At 62.2% G+C, this 17,209-nt stretch carries 15 protein-coding genes; 6 read left to right on the plus strand and 9 right to left on the minus strand.

Annotated elements, in window-relative coordinates:
• The first annotated feature begins 1 nt into the window (after position 1).
• Entirely contained in the window at positions 2–577 is a 576-nt protein-coding gene (locus tag VJZ71_09710; protein HKQ48331.1) for a GNAT family N-acetyltransferase, read from the plus strand.
• Here the strand turns inward: VJZ71_09710 and VJZ71_09715 are convergent.
• The 6 genes from VJZ71_09715 to VJZ71_09740 form a co-directional block, all read right to left on the minus strand.
• Positions 555–1,592 carry a lysylphosphatidylglycerol synthase transmembrane domain-containing protein gene (locus tag VJZ71_09715; protein HKQ48332.1) on the minus strand — a complete coding sequence of 346 codons (1,038 nt, stop codon included), beginning with the start codon at positions 1,590–1,592 and terminating at the stop codon, positions 555–557. The genes VJZ71_09710 and VJZ71_09715 overlap by 23 nt on opposite strands.
• Positions 1,576–2,460 (minus strand): class I SAM-dependent methyltransferase, encoded by an 885-nt coding sequence (locus VJZ71_09720; protein HKQ48333.1) that lies wholly within the window; start codon positions 2,458–2,460, stop codon positions 1,576–1,578. The genes VJZ71_09715 and VJZ71_09720 overlap by 17 nt, the downstream gene beginning before the upstream one ends.
• Positions 2,433–3,644: a glycosyltransferase gene (locus VJZ71_09725; GenBank protein HKQ48334.1), complete on the minus strand. Its 1,212-nt coding sequence runs from the start codon at positions 3,642–3,644 to the stop codon at positions 2,433–2,435. Before VJZ71_09725 ends, VJZ71_09720 begins: the two co-directional genes overlap by 28 nt.
• A complete protein-coding gene (locus VJZ71_09730; protein ID HKQ48335.1) occupies positions 3,607–4,779 on the minus strand; it encodes a DegT/DnrJ/EryC1/StrS family aminotransferase in 1,173 nt (390 codons plus the stop codon). The genes VJZ71_09725 and VJZ71_09730 overlap by 38 nt, the downstream gene beginning before the upstream one ends.
• Complete coding sequence (locus VJZ71_09735) at positions 4,772–5,791, minus strand: glycosyltransferase family 2 protein (protein ID HKQ48336.1); 1,020 nt, start codon at positions 5,789–5,791, stop codon at positions 4,772–4,774. The genes VJZ71_09730 and VJZ71_09735 overlap by 8 nt, the downstream gene beginning before the upstream one ends.
• Positions 5,792–5,856: 65 nt before the next feature.
• Positions 5,857–8,901, minus strand: coding sequence for a YfhO family protein (locus tag VJZ71_09740; protein HKQ48337.1), 3,045 nt, complete (start codon positions 8,899–8,901; stop codon positions 5,857–5,859).
• A gap of 179 nt (positions 8,902–9,080) precedes the next feature.
• On the opposite strand from VJZ71_09740, the gene VJZ71_09745 reads away from it, so the two are divergent.
• On the plus strand, positions 9,081–10,820 hold the full coding sequence (locus VJZ71_09745) for a hypothetical protein (protein ID HKQ48338.1): 1,740 nt from the start codon (positions 9,081–9,083) through the stop codon (positions 10,818–10,820).
• A gap of 31 nt (positions 10,821–10,851) precedes the next feature.
• On the opposite strand, the gene VJZ71_09750 is transcribed toward VJZ71_09745, so the two are convergent.
• The 3 genes from VJZ71_09750 to VJZ71_09760 form a co-directional block, all read right to left on the minus strand.
• Positions 10,852–11,436 (minus strand): SAM-dependent methyltransferase, encoded by a 585-nt coding sequence (locus VJZ71_09750; protein ID HKQ48339.1) that lies wholly within the window; start codon positions 11,434–11,436, stop codon positions 10,852–10,854.
• 15 nt (positions 11,437–11,451) lie between these two features.
• Positions 11,452–11,727, minus strand: coding sequence for a 30S ribosomal protein S20 (rpsT, locus tag VJZ71_09755; protein ID HKQ48340.1), 276 nt, complete (start codon positions 11,725–11,727; stop codon positions 11,452–11,454).
• 63 nt (positions 11,728–11,790) lie between these two features.
• Positions 11,791–13,284: a hypothetical protein gene (locus VJZ71_09760; GenBank protein HKQ48341.1), complete on the minus strand. Its 1,494-nt coding sequence runs from the start codon at positions 13,282–13,284 to the stop codon at positions 11,791–11,793.
• Between the two features lie 139 nt (positions 13,285–13,423).
• On the opposite strand from VJZ71_09760, the gene def reads away from it, so the two are divergent.
• From def to VJZ71_09780, 4 genes are all read left to right on the plus strand, one after another.
• Complete coding sequence (gene def / locus VJZ71_09765) at positions 13,424–13,978, plus strand: peptide deformylase (protein HKQ48342.1); 555 nt, start codon at positions 13,424–13,426, stop codon at positions 13,976–13,978.
• Positions 13,979–14,005: 27 nt separating this feature from the next.
• On the plus strand, positions 14,006–14,971 hold the full coding sequence (fmt, locus tag VJZ71_09770) for a methionyl-tRNA formyltransferase (protein HKQ48343.1): 966 nt from the start codon (positions 14,006–14,008) through the stop codon (positions 14,969–14,971).
• Complete coding sequence (locus VJZ71_09775) at positions 14,972–16,372, plus strand: transcription antitermination factor NusB (GenBank protein ID HKQ48344.1); 1,401 nt, start codon at positions 14,972–14,974, stop codon at positions 16,370–16,372.
• Between the two features lie 76 nt (positions 16,373–16,448).
• Positions 16,449–17,183, plus strand: a complete 735-nt coding sequence (locus VJZ71_09780) for a hypothetical protein (GenBank protein ID HKQ48345.1) — start codon at positions 16,449–16,451, stop codon at positions 17,181–17,183.
• Positions 17,184–17,209 lie beyond the last annotated feature (26 nt).

The following is a 17,209-nucleotide window of genomic DNA, read 5'->3' on the forward strand; positions in this document are numbered from 1 at the left end:
CATGCAATTCACTGATGAAGTCGAAGAGTACACGATTCTAAGGCTCGATCTGTCCGACTATCCCGGCACGACGCGCCAGCTCCCCGAAGGGTTTCGCATCGCCGGCCCGGAAGTCCGCCCGGCCGTTCGGGAGCGGGAGCGGTCGCTCATTCAATCGCACTTCTTGAGCTGGGCGGCGCCCTATTACGGTGAACTTCCCGGCTGGCGCGACGAATCGCCGCTGTACCTGCTCGACGGGGAACGGCTGATAGGAGGCATCTACGTCTGCGCCCTGAACCAGTATGGCGAAAGGGAAATCGGACAATTGCACTACGCCTACATGGACCCCGCCTATCGCGGTCGCGGTCTCTACAGCTCGCTCTTCGCCGCGGCCGTCGCGCGGGCGAGGGAATGGGGGCTGAAGGGGCTCTATCTAAACTCCGACCGGTTTATGCTGCCGGATGTATATCTGCGCTGGGGGGCGAAGCCCTATCGTGTGCATCGCAAGGCGAGAAATAAATTCTCGCGAGCGCTGTGGTCAATGAGCCGCCGCGCCAAGAACCGTCTGATCGCTCTCAAGCATTTCCGCGAGGCGTAGCCGACGGAGTTGGCTGAGTTTGGGCCGCTACTAAGAACCGCCCGACGAAGGGCGAAGCCAGAAATAAGACCGATATGTACGTCGCGCGAACCAGGAGCTGGATTAGGAGTACCTGCGCCGGCGTACAGGAAAGGATGACTCCCAAATACACGCCGGTCCATTCGGCGACGCCCAGCGCTCCCGGCGTGATGGTGATGAGCATGGCCAACCCCTGACCGGCGGTGTAGAGCATGATGGCGCCCCACTGCACCGGCGCGCCAATACCGAAGAATGCGATCTTGAACTGAACCACGGAGAGGAGAGCGTAAAGGACCGTCACAACCATCAGCCACGCAAAGACGCGTGAGTTTCGCCGCAGAAGACCCCATCCTTCCAGTATTCTGGCGAGCTGTCGAAAACCGAAGGTCTCCGGCCAGGGAACTCGAATCGGCACGGTCATCAGTAGTATCGAAATTACGGCCACCGCGCCAAAGAATGCCGTCAGCGGAAGTGGTGGGTGAATGGAACTACCCCAGAGTAATGCGGCGCCGCACAGGCCCATGCACGCGTGGACAAATCCGTACATGAGATACATCGCGCCCAGCGAGCTGAAGAAATCGGTGAACGAAAACCGGTAGCGCGCTTTCAGGTAGACGGCACGCATCGCCGAGCCGCCGCGCATGGGTGACAGGAAGTTCAGTATGGACGTGGCCACAGTGAGGGATAGCCACTCTTTCGCGGGCAGGTCCACGCCAAAGGCCTGCAGCACGAATTTGATATACAGTCCATTACAGTAGATCGTCGCGGCGGACGCCGCAGCCAAGGCCACGACGCTCCACCACGGCGCCTCCCCGAGGATCAAGAACTCCTGGCGATGGCGATAGCCGTACCAACCCGCCCAGCCGAAAAACGCAATCAGAATGACCGCGCAGACTAGCGTCCGCAATTTCCTCCTGGCCGACGAGCCCGGTTCGGGCGATGCCGTCTGGGCGGCGTTCGGCTCCGCGGTGTGTAGATCGTTACCTTGTTTCAGCATCGGAGCCGCGAGGACTGTCCCGCATTGAGCCTTCAAGAGGGTCCTGGTCGGGAACGCGATACACGGCGACCACGTTCATGGGAAACTTGAGGTGCGATCGCAACAAGCGATCGAGCATGACGCAGGGCCAGACGATCAGCAAATAATTGAGCCCGAAGAAAAACCATCTCACGAGCGGTATCACCCATCCAAGCGTAAGGACGATCGTCGATATCTGATGGCCCAACATACAAAACAGGCCGCCCGCCGGCTGCGTTTTTTGGACGCACAGCCCCGCCCACTGTCCGAGAGAGGCCAGACCGTACGGTGAGAACCGGAAGTAATCGTGCGGTTCTTCGTGCAAACGGGACATATGGGGGACGCACACCACGACCAGTCCGCCGGGCCGGCACACGCGGCGCATCTCCCGCACTGCGACCCACGGCCGCGCCATGTGCTCCAGGGCACTTATTGAAATCACGGTGTCGTAACTGCCGGTCGGTATGACCCCCATGTCGTGTGCGTCGGCGATAAAACGCGTCTTCGGGGAACGCCGTTCGATATCCAAGCCGTCATAGGATTCGACCTGGCCTTCGATGTATTTTCGGAAGGGCATCTTGCCGCAGCCGACATCCAGCAATTTGCCGCGGGCCGATTTCTTAAGGAGAGGAATAATTTGTGTCGCGGAGGGGTAGTATGCCGACGACGCATACCAATAGAGTTCGGAGCCTTCGAGGGCCGTCTCCCATTGCATTCTCAGGCGGGCGAAGAGGCCGGCCTTCGTCGCGGGCCGCGCATCGGACCGGCCTATGGCAGCGCCTTCCGAGACCGATTCCTTTACGTCGAGTTCGCCACACGCATTCATGGAGGTTTGACCTGTTTCAGCCATTCCTGTGCAGTCCTCGACACGTCGAATCGTTCCGCCAATGCGCGAACCGGCCCATCGTAACGACGCCGATCACCCGTTGCCATTGCCCTCATCGCCGCGCACAACGCGGCGCTGTCTACTGGCGGCACGACGAGGCCCGCGGGCTCCTCGCGCAGGAGCCGCCCCATATCGCCGACGTCCGTGACGATCAGCGGTCGGTTCATTTGTAGCGCATCGGAGAAGATGACCGGGATGCTCTCCATCCGCGAGGGGACGATCACGCAATCGCACGCCCCCAGATAGGAGACAGCCGTGGCCTCATCGGCATAACCCCCGATCGTCACGCGGCCCCGCAAGTCCGGTCGGTCGGCGCGCTCGCGAAGTTGCGCTTCGAGCGGCCCGCCGCCGAACATGAAAAGATGCCCGCTCGGTTCATGGCGGGCGTACTCGGCCATCGCTTCGAGCAGGACATCGACGCCCTTGACCGGAGCGTAACGGCCGATGAAGAGAAACCGCGTGCCCGTGTTCGGCAAGTCCAGGGGTTGAATGAGCGCGCGATTCAGTCTCCGACTGGAGGCCATGAACGGACATGGACGGCCCCCGAGGCGCTGCGCATCGTCTGCGAGCTGCAGACCGTCGGCAAAGATGTAGTCGCTCGCCTTCAGCACGCGCCGCACGACGCCGCGCAGGATCGGGTACTTGCCATACACCCAGATATCCGAACCCAGGCACCACGTCGTGAACGGCACGCCATGCCGGGCCTTGAGTCCCATCGCCAGATACCCGGCCGGGACGGCCCACATCGCCAGTACATGATCCGGCGCGCTCTGCTCGTAGAGTGTTTCGAGCGTCTTCCGACCCTCTCGAAACAACGACAGCATCGCCAATGCATCGCTGGGGTGATACGGTTTCATCGTCGACAGCGTCTTGCGCCCCCCGCGCCAGGCGAACCAGTGGACGCGCACTCCCGGCGGATCCACCTTGTCGCCGCCGAGTTTGTCCGGGGTGATGACGGTAATTTCGTGACCCAATTCCGCCATCACTATGGCGAAATCTTTGACAAAAAGCCCTGCCGCCGCCCGCGCATCGGCCGCGTTCAGGGGAAACGAGCTGGTGATGATCCAGATTTTCATTTCGTGGGTGAAAGTCGGCGAACCAAACTGGCCATCACTTTTTGAGGCAGCGGCGGACGGCCGCGATGACATCGTCGACGTCTTCATCGGTCAACCGGGCGGAAAGCGGGATGCTGACCGTCTGGCGGCCGATGCCCTGCGCATGCGGATATTCCTCCGGTCTCCAGCCGAATCTCTCCCGATAGAACGGATGCTCGGGTATGCTGAGGTAATGGACGCCGACGCCGATGTTCTGCCGCGTCATCGCCTCAAGAAGCCCGTCCCGCGTCATGCCGCACCGCGCCTCATCGATCAGAAGTGTGTACAAATGCAGCGCGTGTCGCGTTTCCGGCTCCGGCGCGGCCGGTCGCCCAACCGGTAGCGCGGCAAGCGCCTCATCGTACCGCCGCCAGATTTCCCGCCGCCGCAACCAATTCGCCTCCACGCGCTGAAGCTGGTGAATGCCGATCGCCGCCTGAAGATCCATCATGTTGTACTTAAAGCCCGCCTCCACAACGTGGTAGTGTTTGTAGCCCTCGTCGCTGAACCGCTTCCACGCGTCCTTGCTCATGCCGTGCAGGGCCAGCACCTTGATCCTCGCCGCGTCCGGCTCGCGCTTCGCCAGGACCATCCCGCCTTCGCCGGTGATGACATTCTTGGTGACGTAGAAGCTGAAGCAGCCGAAATCGCCGAACGTCCCCGCCGGTCGGCCGTGATATTGCGTCTCGATGGCGTGGGCGCAGTCTTCGATGACCTTGAGGTCGTGGCGGCGGGCCAGCTCCATCAATCGATCCATGTCACAGGGGCGACCGGCGAAATGGACCGGGACGATCGCCCGCGCCCGCGGCGTGATTTTTTCCTGCACCCGATCGGGGTCAATGTTCATCGTCCGGGGGTCGACGTCCGCCAGGATCGGCGTCGCCCCGGCGTGGATGATCGTGTTCACCGTCGCGCAAAACGTCAGCGGCGTCGTGATGACCTCGTCGCCGGGTTTCAGTCCGGCGGCGACCAGGCTCAGGTGCAGCGCCGCAGTGCAGGAATTGACCGCGACCGCGTGGTCCGCGCCTTTATATCGTTTGAAGTCCTCTTCGAATCGCTGGACCTTCGGCCCCGTGCCCAGCCAGCCCGACTTCATGCTGGCGACGACATCGGCAATCTCGGCCTCGGCAATCGCGGGCGCTCCAAAGACCAGAAACCGCTCCGCGGAGCGAATCGGAGGCTCACTCATCGTCGCCACCCTTCCCGTTGGGGCCCCGGCGGCTGTAGTACAGCAGTTCCTCGAGATAGATTCGGTGGCGATTGAGCATGTCGCCGATGATGCCGACGTGCAGGAAGATCAGGCCGATCAACGTCAGGCCCGCGGCGGTGAAGCCCGCCCACTTGTGCGGGGAAAAGGAGCCCGTACGAAAGTAGTGAACGAGCAGAAACGCCGCCAGTCCCGCGGCCGGGATCATCGTCAACGCGACCAGCCCTCCAAAGAACCGCAGCGGGTGATAATCGCGATAACAGCGAAAGATAATGCGGCTGGTCTTGAAGGCGTAGCTAAAGAGGTTGCTCGCCACGCGGCTCTTGCCGTGCTCGCGCTCGCCGCGAACCGTGATCGGCACTTCGACGATCCGCATGTTCTTGAAGGCGAGATTGAGGAACACCTCCTGCGTATAGGTGAAACGGCCCAGCAGGTTCAGGCTCAGCGCCGCGCGGCGGTTGTAGCAGCGCATCCCGCAGGAGACGTCGTAGAACGACCGGCCCGCCAGCCGTGAAATCAGCCGGCTCATCATGCGATTGCCCCAGCGCTTGATCCATGGCATTCGCGGCGTCAGGGCCGGGTCCGCAAAGCGCGAGGCGGTGCTGAAATCCGCGCGACCCGCGACGACCGGCTCGATCAGTTGCGGGATCGTCTTGGGATCGAATTGTCCGTCGGCGTCGATGCTGACGAACATGTCGGCGTCGCGCTCAATGGCATAAGCGAGAGCGGTCTGAAACGCCGCGCCGACGCCGCGCGTCGATTCGTGGCGAAGGACCTGCGCCCCGGCCTCGACGGCCCGCGGCCCGGTCTCATCGCTGCTGCCGTCGTCGATGACCAGCACCTGGACGTCCTTGATGCCGGGAATCTCTCGAGGAATCGCGTAGATCACGTCGCCAATGGTCCTCGCCTCGTTCAGCGCGGGGAGGCCCACGACAAGGCGCTGTCCCGGCGCGCCGGGATGGATCGCAGGCTTTCGAGCGGCAGGGGACGGCATGATCGCAGCGGGACTCATTATCATGGCCAGGCGAGCAGGCATCGTATCCGACACTGGGGACCGCTTCAACCGACCGCCATGGCGTCGCGACAAGCCCGCCTTCGCCGCGCGGCCCGAAGCACGCCTCCCGCCAGCGCTGCGGCGGTCAGGATCGACACGGCGAGTGTCGCGTACAAATAGGGCGGCCGATAGGTGAACTCGACGACATGGGTCCCCTGGGGAATGCGTACGCCGCGAAAATTGTAATCCGCGCGAAAGATCGGAGTCGGCACGCCGTCGATCCGCGCGGACCAGTTGCGATGAAAGTTATCGTTGACGATCAGGAAACCGTCTCGATCGGTTTGAACCTCAAAAGTCTGGCGGCTGCTCTTCAAGGAACTTGCGGCAACGCGGCCGGACACATCCGCGATCTTTCCTGCGTCGCCGATGTTGGGTTGTTCGCCGATCGGCGCCCACGCCCCCCGCCGCAAGTCCAGGGCATCTGATTTCAAGCCGGCGAGAATCTCCTCATCGGTCGCGTACCGAAGCCCGCCGACCAGCCACGCACGGGGGAAGGCGTTCTTGTTTTCGTAAATGACCAGGTCATCGCGGTGCGCTAATTCGAACTTGGTCAGATCAGCTTTGCCGTTGACTGCGTCGGATGACCATTGAATATCGCGATACATCGACAGGCTTAAGTCGCCCGGCCACTTCGTTCCTTCCACAGTCAGCTCTCCGCCGGAAATGAAATGCACGTCGCGCGTGCAGAGAGCGCTGAGCGATCCGGCGGCTTCGCGATCGACGGTGAATTCCGCGACATACCGACGGCCTTCCTCAAAAGTGTATGTGGGGAACTCAAATACGACTGAGCCTCGCACCGGCGACCAGATCCCCTTGGATTCGGCCGCTGTTCCTTGCCCAGTTTCGTCGGACAGCGTCAACGACAGCGATGCAGCATCCTCCAGCTGATACTCCGCGACGCGCAGAGTGACCGTATTGATCGCGGCTGACTTCGGAGCGGAGAAACTTTGACGCAATCGGGTTCCGGGCGCCATCGGGAGTTGATGGTTCCATTCTTTTTGGCGCAGAAAATCATCGCGAAGCAGATTGTCCATGGACTGTCCCGGTGAAAGAACCACGTATTTGACGCCGAGGGCGTCGACGAATTGGCGGTCGAGCCGCGTCGAGCTATTGCTCTTGAAGAGAAACTGTGTGGGGCTGTCACGGAAGGCGTCGTCGGCAATGATGCGATACATCTCCTTCTCCCGCGTCGAAAGGAACGCCCGCCCGCTGATGTTGTTCAATCCGAAATAGAGTGGAGTGTTCGCCAGGAAAGCCCGATCGAGGCTCAGCATCTTCCCATCGCCAAGGTTGTCCTGCAAAAACGAGATTCCGGGGGTCGAAAGGAAATAGAGATGGGGTTTGATCGTCGGGTTCCACCCGCTGAACGCCTGGATGTTGAAGCATTCCGAAATGCGCTGGGAGTCGGACGCAGTATCCTTGTTGGTCAGACCAAGGGCGCACTTATCCATCAATTGCAGATCGACAAAGATCAGTCCAATGGCGAACAACTTGAACGCCGACGACGTAATTCCCTTCATTCGCGCGATCAACAAGATCATTGCAGAAACCAGTATGACCGGGAGCTGGATCCAGAGGTGCGCCCGGACGAAGCCGGTCAGTGGAGCGCCCGACCAGAGCTCGACTGTCGAAAATCCTGCGGCAGCCAGAACAGCCGCTATCACCAGCGTGGTCCAGCGAAACAACCGTCGACGACCCCACCCGCGCGCAATGTCATCCAACGCATAGGCCGCCAAAATGCAGGCCACGAAGTAGAGCAGCACCTTCTGCCGCGTATTGGGATTACTCCTGAGGCCGGGAATGTACTGAATGACGCGCTCCAGCACTCCGCCCACGTCAAAGAGGAGAATGAACAGCCAGAGACCGAACGCCAGGAAGAACCAGCGTCCGGTGGCTGGTCTGAAATACACGAGCGAGGCGCACAGCGCGAGGATGGGCAGTACGCCGATATAGACGCCGTGCTCGAACCACCAATAGTAGAGCTCCGGCGCGTCGCCGTACCGCCCGGGGTTGCCCGCAAGGAAAGGGACGAGCGTCGTGGTCAGGCTGATCCAGGGCAGACAGGCGCGCCAACGCTCCACGCGATACGACCAGTCGAACGATTTGAAAAAATCCGTTGTCGCAACGAGCGCGGGGGCGGAAAGCAGTACGGCCACTCCGCCCAGCAAGACAAAGAGGCCCAGCAATCGCAGCCGCCGGCCCGGCTGCGCGGCGAGACGATAGAGCCCGTATAACACGAGAAAATAAAAACAGTAAATCGTCCCCGCCGGGAATCCGGAGACGATATTCCAGTGCAGCAGCACAGGTAGAAGGGCGATCCAGCGCAAACTGGTCTGTCGAATGATGCGCTCCATCGCGTAGAGCGAGACGGGAAGGAGCATCAATTGAAAAGAAAGCGGCCGACCGAAAGTCTGCACCGGAAAACTGCCATAAGTAAAGGCGACCGCCGACGCGAGGCTCGCCCAGCGACCGATGCCCATGATTCGGGCGTATTGGTAGAAAAACCAGCCGGCGGCGAACTGCCGGGCGAGCGCAAAGATGGACAGCCCCTGGGCCGTATCAAAGATCAGCACGAGCAGGAGCAAGGGGGCCACCATGAGCTGGTTGATAATGATCCAGAACATGGGCGTGCCGTTGGAGTTGATGTCGCGCCACGAGGGCAACTCTCCACGCAGGATTTGTTCCCGCAGGTACTCGACCTCCGGGATCGTGCTGTCGATCTCGTCTGAAAGGACGTTGTTCTTCGGGAGGATCGCGTCGGCCGGCAACAACCGGTCCCACGGCGGATACCAGTAGAGGATGGACGCCGGGGAAATGACCTCCCCCTTGAGAAACACGCGCGGATAGGCGGCGACGGTCAGGACAATCAGAAACAGCGCGACGAACCAGCCGTCATGGCGTCGGAGAAAGGCGGCCCAACCGGGCGGTGGCCGGGCGGGCAGTCCCGTCAATGGCGATCGATCGATGGTCTTTGGCGGGTCGGAATCCATCCGTTGGCGGCCGGCCTCTTGCGAAAGTTTCAGACGATTTCGCTCGCTGCCGTTCCGCATAGAGACGCGCGGCGATTCAAGATAGCGGCGATACAGAGTCTAGAAATGAATTGCGCCGGCGTCAATATGACGACCGCGGCGGCGCACCGACGCGCTCCTCGAAGATCGCGCGCTTGACAGCGCGACGACGCCCCGTTCAGATCGCGCCTCGTCCGTCGAGTCCCTCAGGTTACCCATCCGTGAACTCGCCCAGCCCGGCATCCCTCGCCGACTCACCCCCCGATCTGACGTCGCGGCATGCAGCCCTGTTGCTCGCGCTGGTCGTCCTCGTCGGAGCGGCCCTGCGCGTCTACCACTTCAAGGGCTTCGATCATTCCGACGAAATGGCCTACCTACAGGCCGCCTCCGATCTGGCATCCGGCGACTATCGCTTTCCGCACAGCGGCTACGGTAACCATGCCTGGCTGCGCTACACCATCGTCCTGCCCCTTGCGCTGGCCATCCGAACGTGCGGACCGGACGATCGCGCCTGCGCCGTCCCGCTCTTCTTCGCCTCGCTCGTGGCCATCCTTGTTGCGTACGGGATCGGCCGGGACCTGTGCCGCTCGCGCGCCGCCGGTCTGCTGATGGCGGCGATTTTGGCGATCAACATCCGGGACGTCGGCTGGGCGACCCGTTTCTACCCGGACGCCGTGCAGTCTCTGTTTCTGGCGCTGTGCATGTGGCTGGTGATTCGGTCGCGGCCGTCCGACCTCCCCGTGCATTCCGATTTGTCGCGATCCTTGTCCCGTCCGCTGAAGCGTTCGGCCTTTCTCGGCGGCCTCTGTTTTGCGCTGGCGTACAATTCGAACCTGATTTCCGTCATATTCCTGCCGGCCCTGGTGGCAGTGCTGCTCGCCACTTACCCGTGGCGGTGCGCGCTGCGCCTGGCGGCGTGGATGCTGGCCGGCTCCGCCGCGCTGTACCTGCCATTACTGGTCTTTTTCTGGACTGCCGGCGGCACGCCGTTCCTGGAATTCGCCGCCGTCGCCCAGGCGAATGAGACGCGCGCCGAGGCCATGAGCTTCGGAACCCTGCTCCTGAAGGTCTTTGTTCGCAAGGTGGGGGAAATCGGAACCAAAATCGTGACGGCCGATTTCTATGAAGTTCAGCGCATCCTGCTGACCGACGCGGGGTATCTCGCCATCGCTCGTCCCGCCGCCGTCTGCCTGGCGGTCGGCCTCTTTGTACGAGGGCGTACGGATCGCGAGCGCTGGGCCTGGCGCGTCGCCGCGCTCTGGCTCCTGGCGCTCTATCTCGTCTACGAGTTCGGTACGCCGTTCCTGCCGCTCCGCAAAGTTCCTCGCTATCTGCACATGTTCATTTTTCCGATGGCGGCGATCATCGTCGCCACGCTTTCGCCGCATTTGCATCGCCGTGCCGTTGTACAGGGCGTCCTCGTCGGCCTTGCACTCGGCGCGGCTTACTACGCCATGCCTTCCATCGCACCGACGACGGCCATCACATGGGCCGCCGGTCTGGCGAGTGTGTTTGCCCTCGGGCTCGCGCTCTTCGTTCGCAAAAGCCTCGCGCAGGCCTCGGGAATCGGACTCCTCACGCTTTCGCTCCTTTTCTGGTGTCGCAGTTTGGGCGTGGGCCTCTTGCCGCATACACAACTCAGCCGCGCCCTCCAGCGCCTGGATCTTCCCGCGCCGGTCTATACCAACTCCTGGCGAACGGAAATGCTGCTGGAATGCCTGCCGCTCCACGACCGGGGCCCCGACGGCGTCATCCTCTCCTGCGAGGCCGCCCCGCTGATGGACGCCTTCGATCGCGGGCACGCCGTGATCCTCTACACGCGGCCGGGCGCGCAATACACCTATTGCGATCTTCCGCCAGTGGAGACCGGCCGACTCCTTGGCGAATTCGAAAATCGCGCCGACAAGCTCTTCGATAACGGTTTGTACAAAATCTATGCGCGTCGCCCTGAGACCCCTTGAGTAAAGGCCTCTGTCTGCGACGTGATCAATTTCAATGTGAGGACGGGCGTGGCGCCGGCTCAAGCAGCCACAGCGCCTCGCGGTTTCCCGCATGTCCACGGATCGGGCTTTCGCATTCCGCCGTCAGGTGCAGGCCAAGAGATGCCAGCCCGGCGCGGAGCGGCGCGAGCACTTCCTCCGTGCGATCATCCGGCAGCACGCCGCCCGCCAGCCGCTCCGGCGGCGCCTCATAATGCGGCTTGACCAGCGAGATGATCTGGCCGTCCGGACCCAAAAGTCTCCGAGCAACCGGCAGGATAAGCGGCTGCCGCGTCCAGCCCGCGTCGATCGTGACCAATCGCACCGGTTCGGGCAACGTCACGTGCAGCGCATCGGTCCGCTCCATCACGATCACGCGCGGGTCGCTGCGCAGCACATAGGCCAGTACACCGTACCCCCGCTCGACCGCGTACACCCGCGCCGCCCCGGCGCGAAGCAGACATTCCGTGAATCCCCCGGTATTCGCCCCGAGATCGGCGCAGACCCATCCCATCGGCGAAACGCCGAACGTCGTCAGGGCATGGGCCAGCTTGTGACCAGCGCGGGAGACAAAGGGTTGCGGATCGGTGGGGGACACCGTCGAAACCGGCGCCTACTTCTTGGCGCCCGCCATCGCGTTCAGCCGCTTGGCCAGGCGGCTCTTGCGCCGGGCGGCGGTGTTGCGATGGATCGCATGGCGCAGCGAGCTTCGGTCCAGGACCTGCGCGGCCTCGCGAAATGCCTTGTCCGCACCGGCCGCGTCCTTGGCGGCGACCGTCTCCGTGACCTTGCGGACTTTGGTCTTGATGAGCGAGATGCGGGCCTTGTTCCGGGCGGCGCGCTTCGCGTTCTGGCGCATCCGCTTTCTAGACGAGAGTGATCTTTCCAATGTCGTGCTCCTGTGGTGTCCGGGGTGGTCTAGCCCACCCGACCGTCTTCAACCATCCATCCTCTACGAAGGTGTCGCCGACAGCTTTTCCAATCGCTGCCGGGCATCGCGATAATTGTAATCGAGTTGGATCAAATCGCCATAGACCTTCCGGGCGTCCCCCGCCAGATTCGATTTCTCGAGGGCCCGACCCAGCCAATAGTTCGTCTCCAGCGCGGTCGTGGTTGTGGTCGAATCGAGATCGGCCGCCGCCCCGCGAAGCGTCTGAATCGCCTGATCGCTGAACCCCTTTTCGTAGAAGCACCGGCCGATGTACAGGCGGCTCTCCCCCCGAAACCGCCCATCCGCCTGGGCCTGCTGAAAGAGCGGGATCGCGTCGTCAAACCGACGGCTGGCGAAGTAACGAGTAGCCAGTTGAAAGCGAATCCGCGCCTCGGTCGGATAATGGGCAAGCCGATCCTGAAAGATGGCGATTTCGGCCTCGGTTTGCGCAGCGGCGTGCGCGGCAAGGGCGCTGCGCGACGCCGCATCCTCCGGATTCGACTTGACTTTGTCGGTCCATTCGCGGCGGCGGCGATTGAGTTGGCGCATGCGCACATCGTCAGCCTTCATCTTGAAGACATAGTTCGCGCTCGTCTTATATTCTTCCTCCAACAGCGCGATCGCCTGATTCTCCGTCTCCTCGTTCTCGACGCGGACCATCAGGTCGACCAGGCTCAGCAATTTCGCCGGCACGTGGCGGTTTTCCTCCCAAACGGCCCGCGCCCGCGCCACCAGTTCCAAATTGCGATCGACGGTATGCACCGCCCTGTCCCGATCGTGTAATTCCCGCTGGCCCTCGCGATCCTTGAGCGACTCCTCGAAGCCGCCGGCCTTGTCGAACTTGCCCTTCAGGATCGTCAACTTCCCGGTCGCGTTGCTTCGCGCCCGCGGCGCGTCCGTGGAGTCCGGGTGCTGCTGATTCCAGATCTGCGAGGTGGCAATCGCCGCGTTCAGAATCTCCATGGCCATCTGATCGTCGCCGCCGCGCATGGCCAGCTCCGCCCCGGCGTCCATGTTCGCGCAGGCCTCCTGATAATGCGTCGCCGGCAGTTTCTTCGCCGAGTTGAACGCATCCGCAATGACCGGCGCGATCCAATGCACCACCCGGTCACAACCCGCCTTGGCGGCCAGCTTGAGAATCTCCTCCATGTGACCGATGTTGGCAGGGTCCAGGCCGTAAAGATGCATCGCGTTGCTCAGCGATTTGAGCACGTCCTTGCCGGTCGTGGGCAGCTTGCGCGAGGCCATGAACCCCGCGCCCTTGCCGCCCTCCAGCCGCCGGGCCGTCGCCACGACGCGAAGCGGTTTGAGACCCTCTTCCACCGCGTCCGGCCAAAAGGCCAGGCCGTCGCAGTAGAGCTGCACCGCATAGTCGTAGTTGCGGGTCTCCGCCGATTTTTTGGCGTGCTCGAAGAACTTGCGGGCCTTGGCCTGGTTCTCCGGACTGGTGGACCATCGCCCACCGGCCGCGCCTGCGGGTTGCGACGTTCCGCCGGTGTCTCCGTCTCTTCCCATCGCCAATCAATTCACCGGGTCGAAGTTCCGCCGGGGCGGATGAAGCGGGCCGGGCCCGAGAACATTCGTGTTTCGTGCGAAGCACGGCTCCGCTAAGATCATTATAACAGACGATCTTGTTTGTAGGAGTCTCCCGCGAATGCCATTGGACGTCGCCGCCTTGCAGATTATCAACTACCCCGACGCGCGCCTGCGGAAGGCCTGCGGGGTCGTCGAACGCTTCGACGAGGAGCTGGCGGCGCTCGCCGAGCGAATGTTCCTGCTCATGCGCCAGCACGAAGGCGTCGGTCTGGCGGCCCCGCAGCTAGGAGTCCTGCTGCGAATGTTCATCTGCAATCCGACCGGGGATCCCAAGGACGACCACGTGTACGTCAACCCCCGGCTGACGGATTTCGTCGACCAGGCCGACCGCGAGGAGGGATGCCTGTCCATTCCCGACGTAACCGTCAATGTACGGCGGCCGCTATCGTGCAGGATTCATGCGTTCGACCTTCAAGGTCGGCCGATCGAAGAAGCAGGCTCGGATCTGCTGGCTCGCTGCTGGCAGCACGAATGCGACCACCTCGAAGGACGGCTGATCATCGACCGTATGTCGGAGTCCGACAAGATCGCCAATCGCAAGGCGATCCGCCAACTTGAGGCCGATCACGAATCGAAGATCCGCCGTGGCGGACACAAAAAAATCGCTTACTGATCCCTGAACACCGCCCACGGACTACTGATGCGCATCCTCTTCTTCGGCTCCGGCGAGTTCGCCATCCCCACCCTGCGGTCCATCGCCGGCGACGGCCACGATATCGTCGCCGTCGTGACCCAGCCCGACCGTCCGCGCGGTCGTGGGAAGGAAGTGAAGCCGACGCCCGCCAAATCGGCGGCCATCGATCTGGGGCTTTCGGTTCTGACGACCGACGACGTCAACAGCGCGCAGATGACCGCCCAATTGAAATCGCTCGGCGCGGACCTGGCCTATGTCGCGGCCTTTGGCCAGAAGATCGGCAAGGAACTGCTCACGGCGTTTCCCGTCGGCATCGTCAATCTCCATGCCTCGCTGCTTCCCGCGCTCCGCGGGGCGGCCCCGATCAACTGGGCGATCATCAACGGCGACCACGAAACCGGCGTGACCGTCTTCCGTCTCGTCGAAAAAATGGACGCCGGGCCGATTCTGGTGCAGCGGCGCACAGCGATCGGCGACGTGGAGACCGCCGATGAACTGCACGATCGCCTGGCACGGATCGGCTGTGATGCCGTCCGCGCGACGCTGGAGCTTCTCGCCGCACAGCCTGACACCCCCGGCACGCCGCAGGATGCGGCGAAGGCCACGATCGCCCCGAAATTGAGCAAGAACGATGGGCACATCGCCTTCGATAAACCGGCGGCCCAACTCGCCAACCGGATTCTGGGCCTGTGGAGTTGGCCCGGCGCGACGTGCCGGTATTGCTCCGCGGACGGCCGCCGCGACGAGATCGTAACCCTCGCCCGAGCACGCCCCTATGAAGGTCGAACAACGCCCGCCGGCGCTCAAGAAACCGGTCGCATCACAGAAGTCCTCAGCGTGCGCACAGCCGACGGTGAACTCGAAATCCTGGAGATCAAACCGGCCGGCGGTCGGCTCATGCCGTGGCAGGACTTCGTCAACGGCCGGCACGTCGCCCCGGGCGATCGCTTCCTGCCCATCGAGTCCAGATAAATGACTCCACGCGCGCCTGCCAAACTGGATTCTCGTGAACGCGCGCTGCGGGCGCTCGTCGCCGCCTATGACGGCGAATATTTCGGCCGCGACCTGCTCGACGAGTGGCAACGAGCCCAGCCGCTCTCCGAGGCGAACGCGGGCCTGGCCCTCGAACTCGTCATGGGCGTCGCGCGAGTCCGCATCATCGCCGAGCACATCGCCGCGCACTTCTATCGCGGTCGCTGGGGAGGGCTGCGGCCTCCGATCCGCGTCATCCTCGCACTCGGTGTTTACCAACTCTGCTGGCTCGAACGCATCCCCGAGCACGCCGCCGTCGATCAGGCCGTGCGCATGGCCAAGCGTCACGGTCGCGGCACGGCCGAAATGGTCAACGCCCTGCTCCGCAAGGTCGCCCAATTTCGCGGACCGATGGTGGAAAAGCCCTCCGAGCCGGACCCCCGCCGCTACCTGGCCGTCGAACCTGCACGTGGGCGGGTATTCACCGTAGACGTCTTTCCCGATCCCACGCGCAAACCGCTTGACTACCTGATCGCCGCGACGGGCCATCCCCCTTGGCTCGTCGAGCGCTGGCATCGCCGCTTCAAGCCGCAGCGCTGCCGCCAAGTCTGCGAGGCCGGTCAGTTCCGCCCGCCACTGGTGCTGCGCCCCAATCGATTGAAGACGACTCCCGACGCACTGGTCGATCGCCTGAAATCCGAGGGGCAAGCGGCTCGGATCATTGAGGGAACCCCGGCCGTACTGGTTTCTGCGGCGTCGAACCCTCAATCCCTGAATCCCTCAATCCCTCAATCCCTATTCCAAGAGGGCCTCTGCCAACCACAGGACAGCACGGCGCAGATCGCGCTCAATCTGTCACCGCCCCGGCCCGGCGAATTCGTGCTCGACCTCTGCGCCGGCGTGGGAACGAAATCCACCCAGGCGGCCGAACTGATGGGCAACGAAGGAATCGTGCTCGCCACCGACATCGACTACGCCAAGCTGACCCACGTGGCGACCGGTGCCGAGCGACTCGGCCTCAGGATTGTGCAAACGACGCCGCTCGACGCGCTCGATGCGGCGCTATCGGGAATCGGCCGCCCGCCGGACCTGATCCTCCTCGACTCCCCCTGCACGAACACCGGCGTCCTCGCCCGCCGCCCCGAGGCCCGTTATCGCGCCAGTCAAAAAACCCTGACGGCCCTGACAAAAATCCAATCGGACCTGCTGGACCGCGCCGCCGCCCTCGCCGGTGCGCAGTCGCGCATCATCTACACGACCTGCTCGCTGGAAAAAGAGGAAAACGAGGATCAGTCGCGCGCGTTCTGCCAACGAAGTCCGCAATGGCGCATCGCCGAGGAATCGTTCACCCTGCCCGACCTCGATCGCGGCGGGGGTTATGCGGCGGTCTTGTCGCGCTAATGCTCTGTAGGGTGACCGGCAATATACTTCTTTGAACCGTCTTATCCGCTTGATTGGAACGAATTGGTGCTTTGCGATGACCTATCTGAAACTGATCGGCTGGCACGCTCTTGTCATCCCGCTGTTCGGACTTGGGTGTGTTCAACACTCACTATCTCCCTCAACACCTTCCGAGTGCACGTATAAACAGTCTCTCGATCGCATAAATCATTCCAACTACGACCCGTTGCTATCAGACGTAGAACGTGACTTGCGAATCGGCAACCCGGTCGATTTCCGTTCTCCATCTTTTCTCGACCCCTATTGGTGGTTTACCTATTTGAAGAACGATACAAAGATTGAATTGGCGGCTGTTCCAGTGCGAATTGAAGATCCGCCTACTTGTGAAATATGTGATCGCTCACAGTTTCGATATTGTCCGCGTTTGTACTGGATCGGTAAGGCTGAGGAGAAAAGCGGGCACCGTCTCGATGAGAATGGAGCCGCACGGCGCACCTATCGTATTCGTCTCACAATTGACGCAGCAACTGACAGCAGAATTTCAACATTTCTTGCAGCAGTTGATATGACGAGAATCTTGCGAATAGACGAAATCGAATCAAAATTACAACTTGGCGCCCCGTGTGCGACGGGCGCGGCCTCATCAACCCTCCCCATGATTAGTCTGGAATATGTAAAGGACGGTTACATCGTAGAGCTTTTTGCCAGCGAATTAGATTCGCAGGATAAGGACGATTTGCAAAGTTGGGCAGACGATCGATCGCGCTTGGCTTTCACCGGGTATTGGACAGCATCCAAGATCGGAAAGTAGCCGTCGTCGTGCAGAGCCCGCCCTAC

Source organism: Phycisphaerae bacterium (genome assembly GCA_035275405.1).
GTDB lineage: Bacteria > Planctomycetota > Phycisphaerae > UBA1845 > UTPLA1 > DATEMU01.

What these genes read in the sequence shown, in the direction of transcription:
- VJZ71_09710 (HKQ48331.1), top strand. Translation starts at nt 2, where the DNA reads ATGCAATTCACTGATGAAGTCGAAGAGTACACGATTCTAAGGCTCGAT.
- VJZ71_09715 (HKQ48332.1), bottom strand. Translation starts at nt 1,592, where the DNA reads ATGCTGAAACAAGGTAACGATCTACACACCGCGGAGCCGAACGCCGCC.
- VJZ71_09720 (HKQ48333.1), bottom strand. Translation starts at nt 2,460, where the DNA reads ATGGCTGAAACAGGTCAAACCTCCATGAATGCGTGTGGCGAACTCGAC.
- VJZ71_09725 (HKQ48334.1), bottom strand. Translation starts at nt 3,644, where the DNA reads ATGTCATCGCGGCCGTCCGCCGCTGCCTCAAAAAGTGATGGCCAGTTT.
- VJZ71_09730 (HKQ48335.1), bottom strand. Translation starts at nt 4,779, where the DNA reads ATGAGTGAGCCTCCGATTCGCTCCGCGGAGCGGTTTCTGGTCTTTGGA.
- VJZ71_09735 (HKQ48336.1), bottom strand. Translation starts at nt 5,791, where the DNA reads ATGCCGTCCCCTGCCGCTCGAAAGCCTGCGATCCATCCCGGCGCGCCG.
- VJZ71_09740 (HKQ48337.1), bottom strand. Translation starts at nt 8,901, where the DNA reads ATGCGGAACGGCAGCGAGCGAAATCGTCTGAAACTTTCGCAAGAGGCC.
- VJZ71_09760 (HKQ48341.1), bottom strand. Translation starts at nt 13,284, where the DNA reads ATGGGAAGAGACGGAGACACCGGCGGAACGTCGCAACCCGCAGGCGCG.
- def (HKQ48342.1), top strand. Translation starts at nt 13,424, where the DNA reads ATGCCATTGGACGTCGCCGCCTTGCAGATTATCAACTACCCCGACGCG.
- fmt (HKQ48343.1), top strand. Translation starts at nt 14,006, where the DNA reads ATGCGCATCCTCTTCTTCGGCTCCGGCGAGTTCGCCATCCCCACCCTG.
- VJZ71_09775 (HKQ48344.1), top strand. Translation starts at nt 14,972, where the DNA reads ATGACTCCACGCGCGCCTGCCAAACTGGATTCTCGTGAACGCGCGCTG.
- VJZ71_09780 (HKQ48345.1), top strand. Translation starts at nt 16,449, where the DNA reads ATGACCTATCTGAAACTGATCGGCTGGCACGCTCTTGTCATCCCGCTG.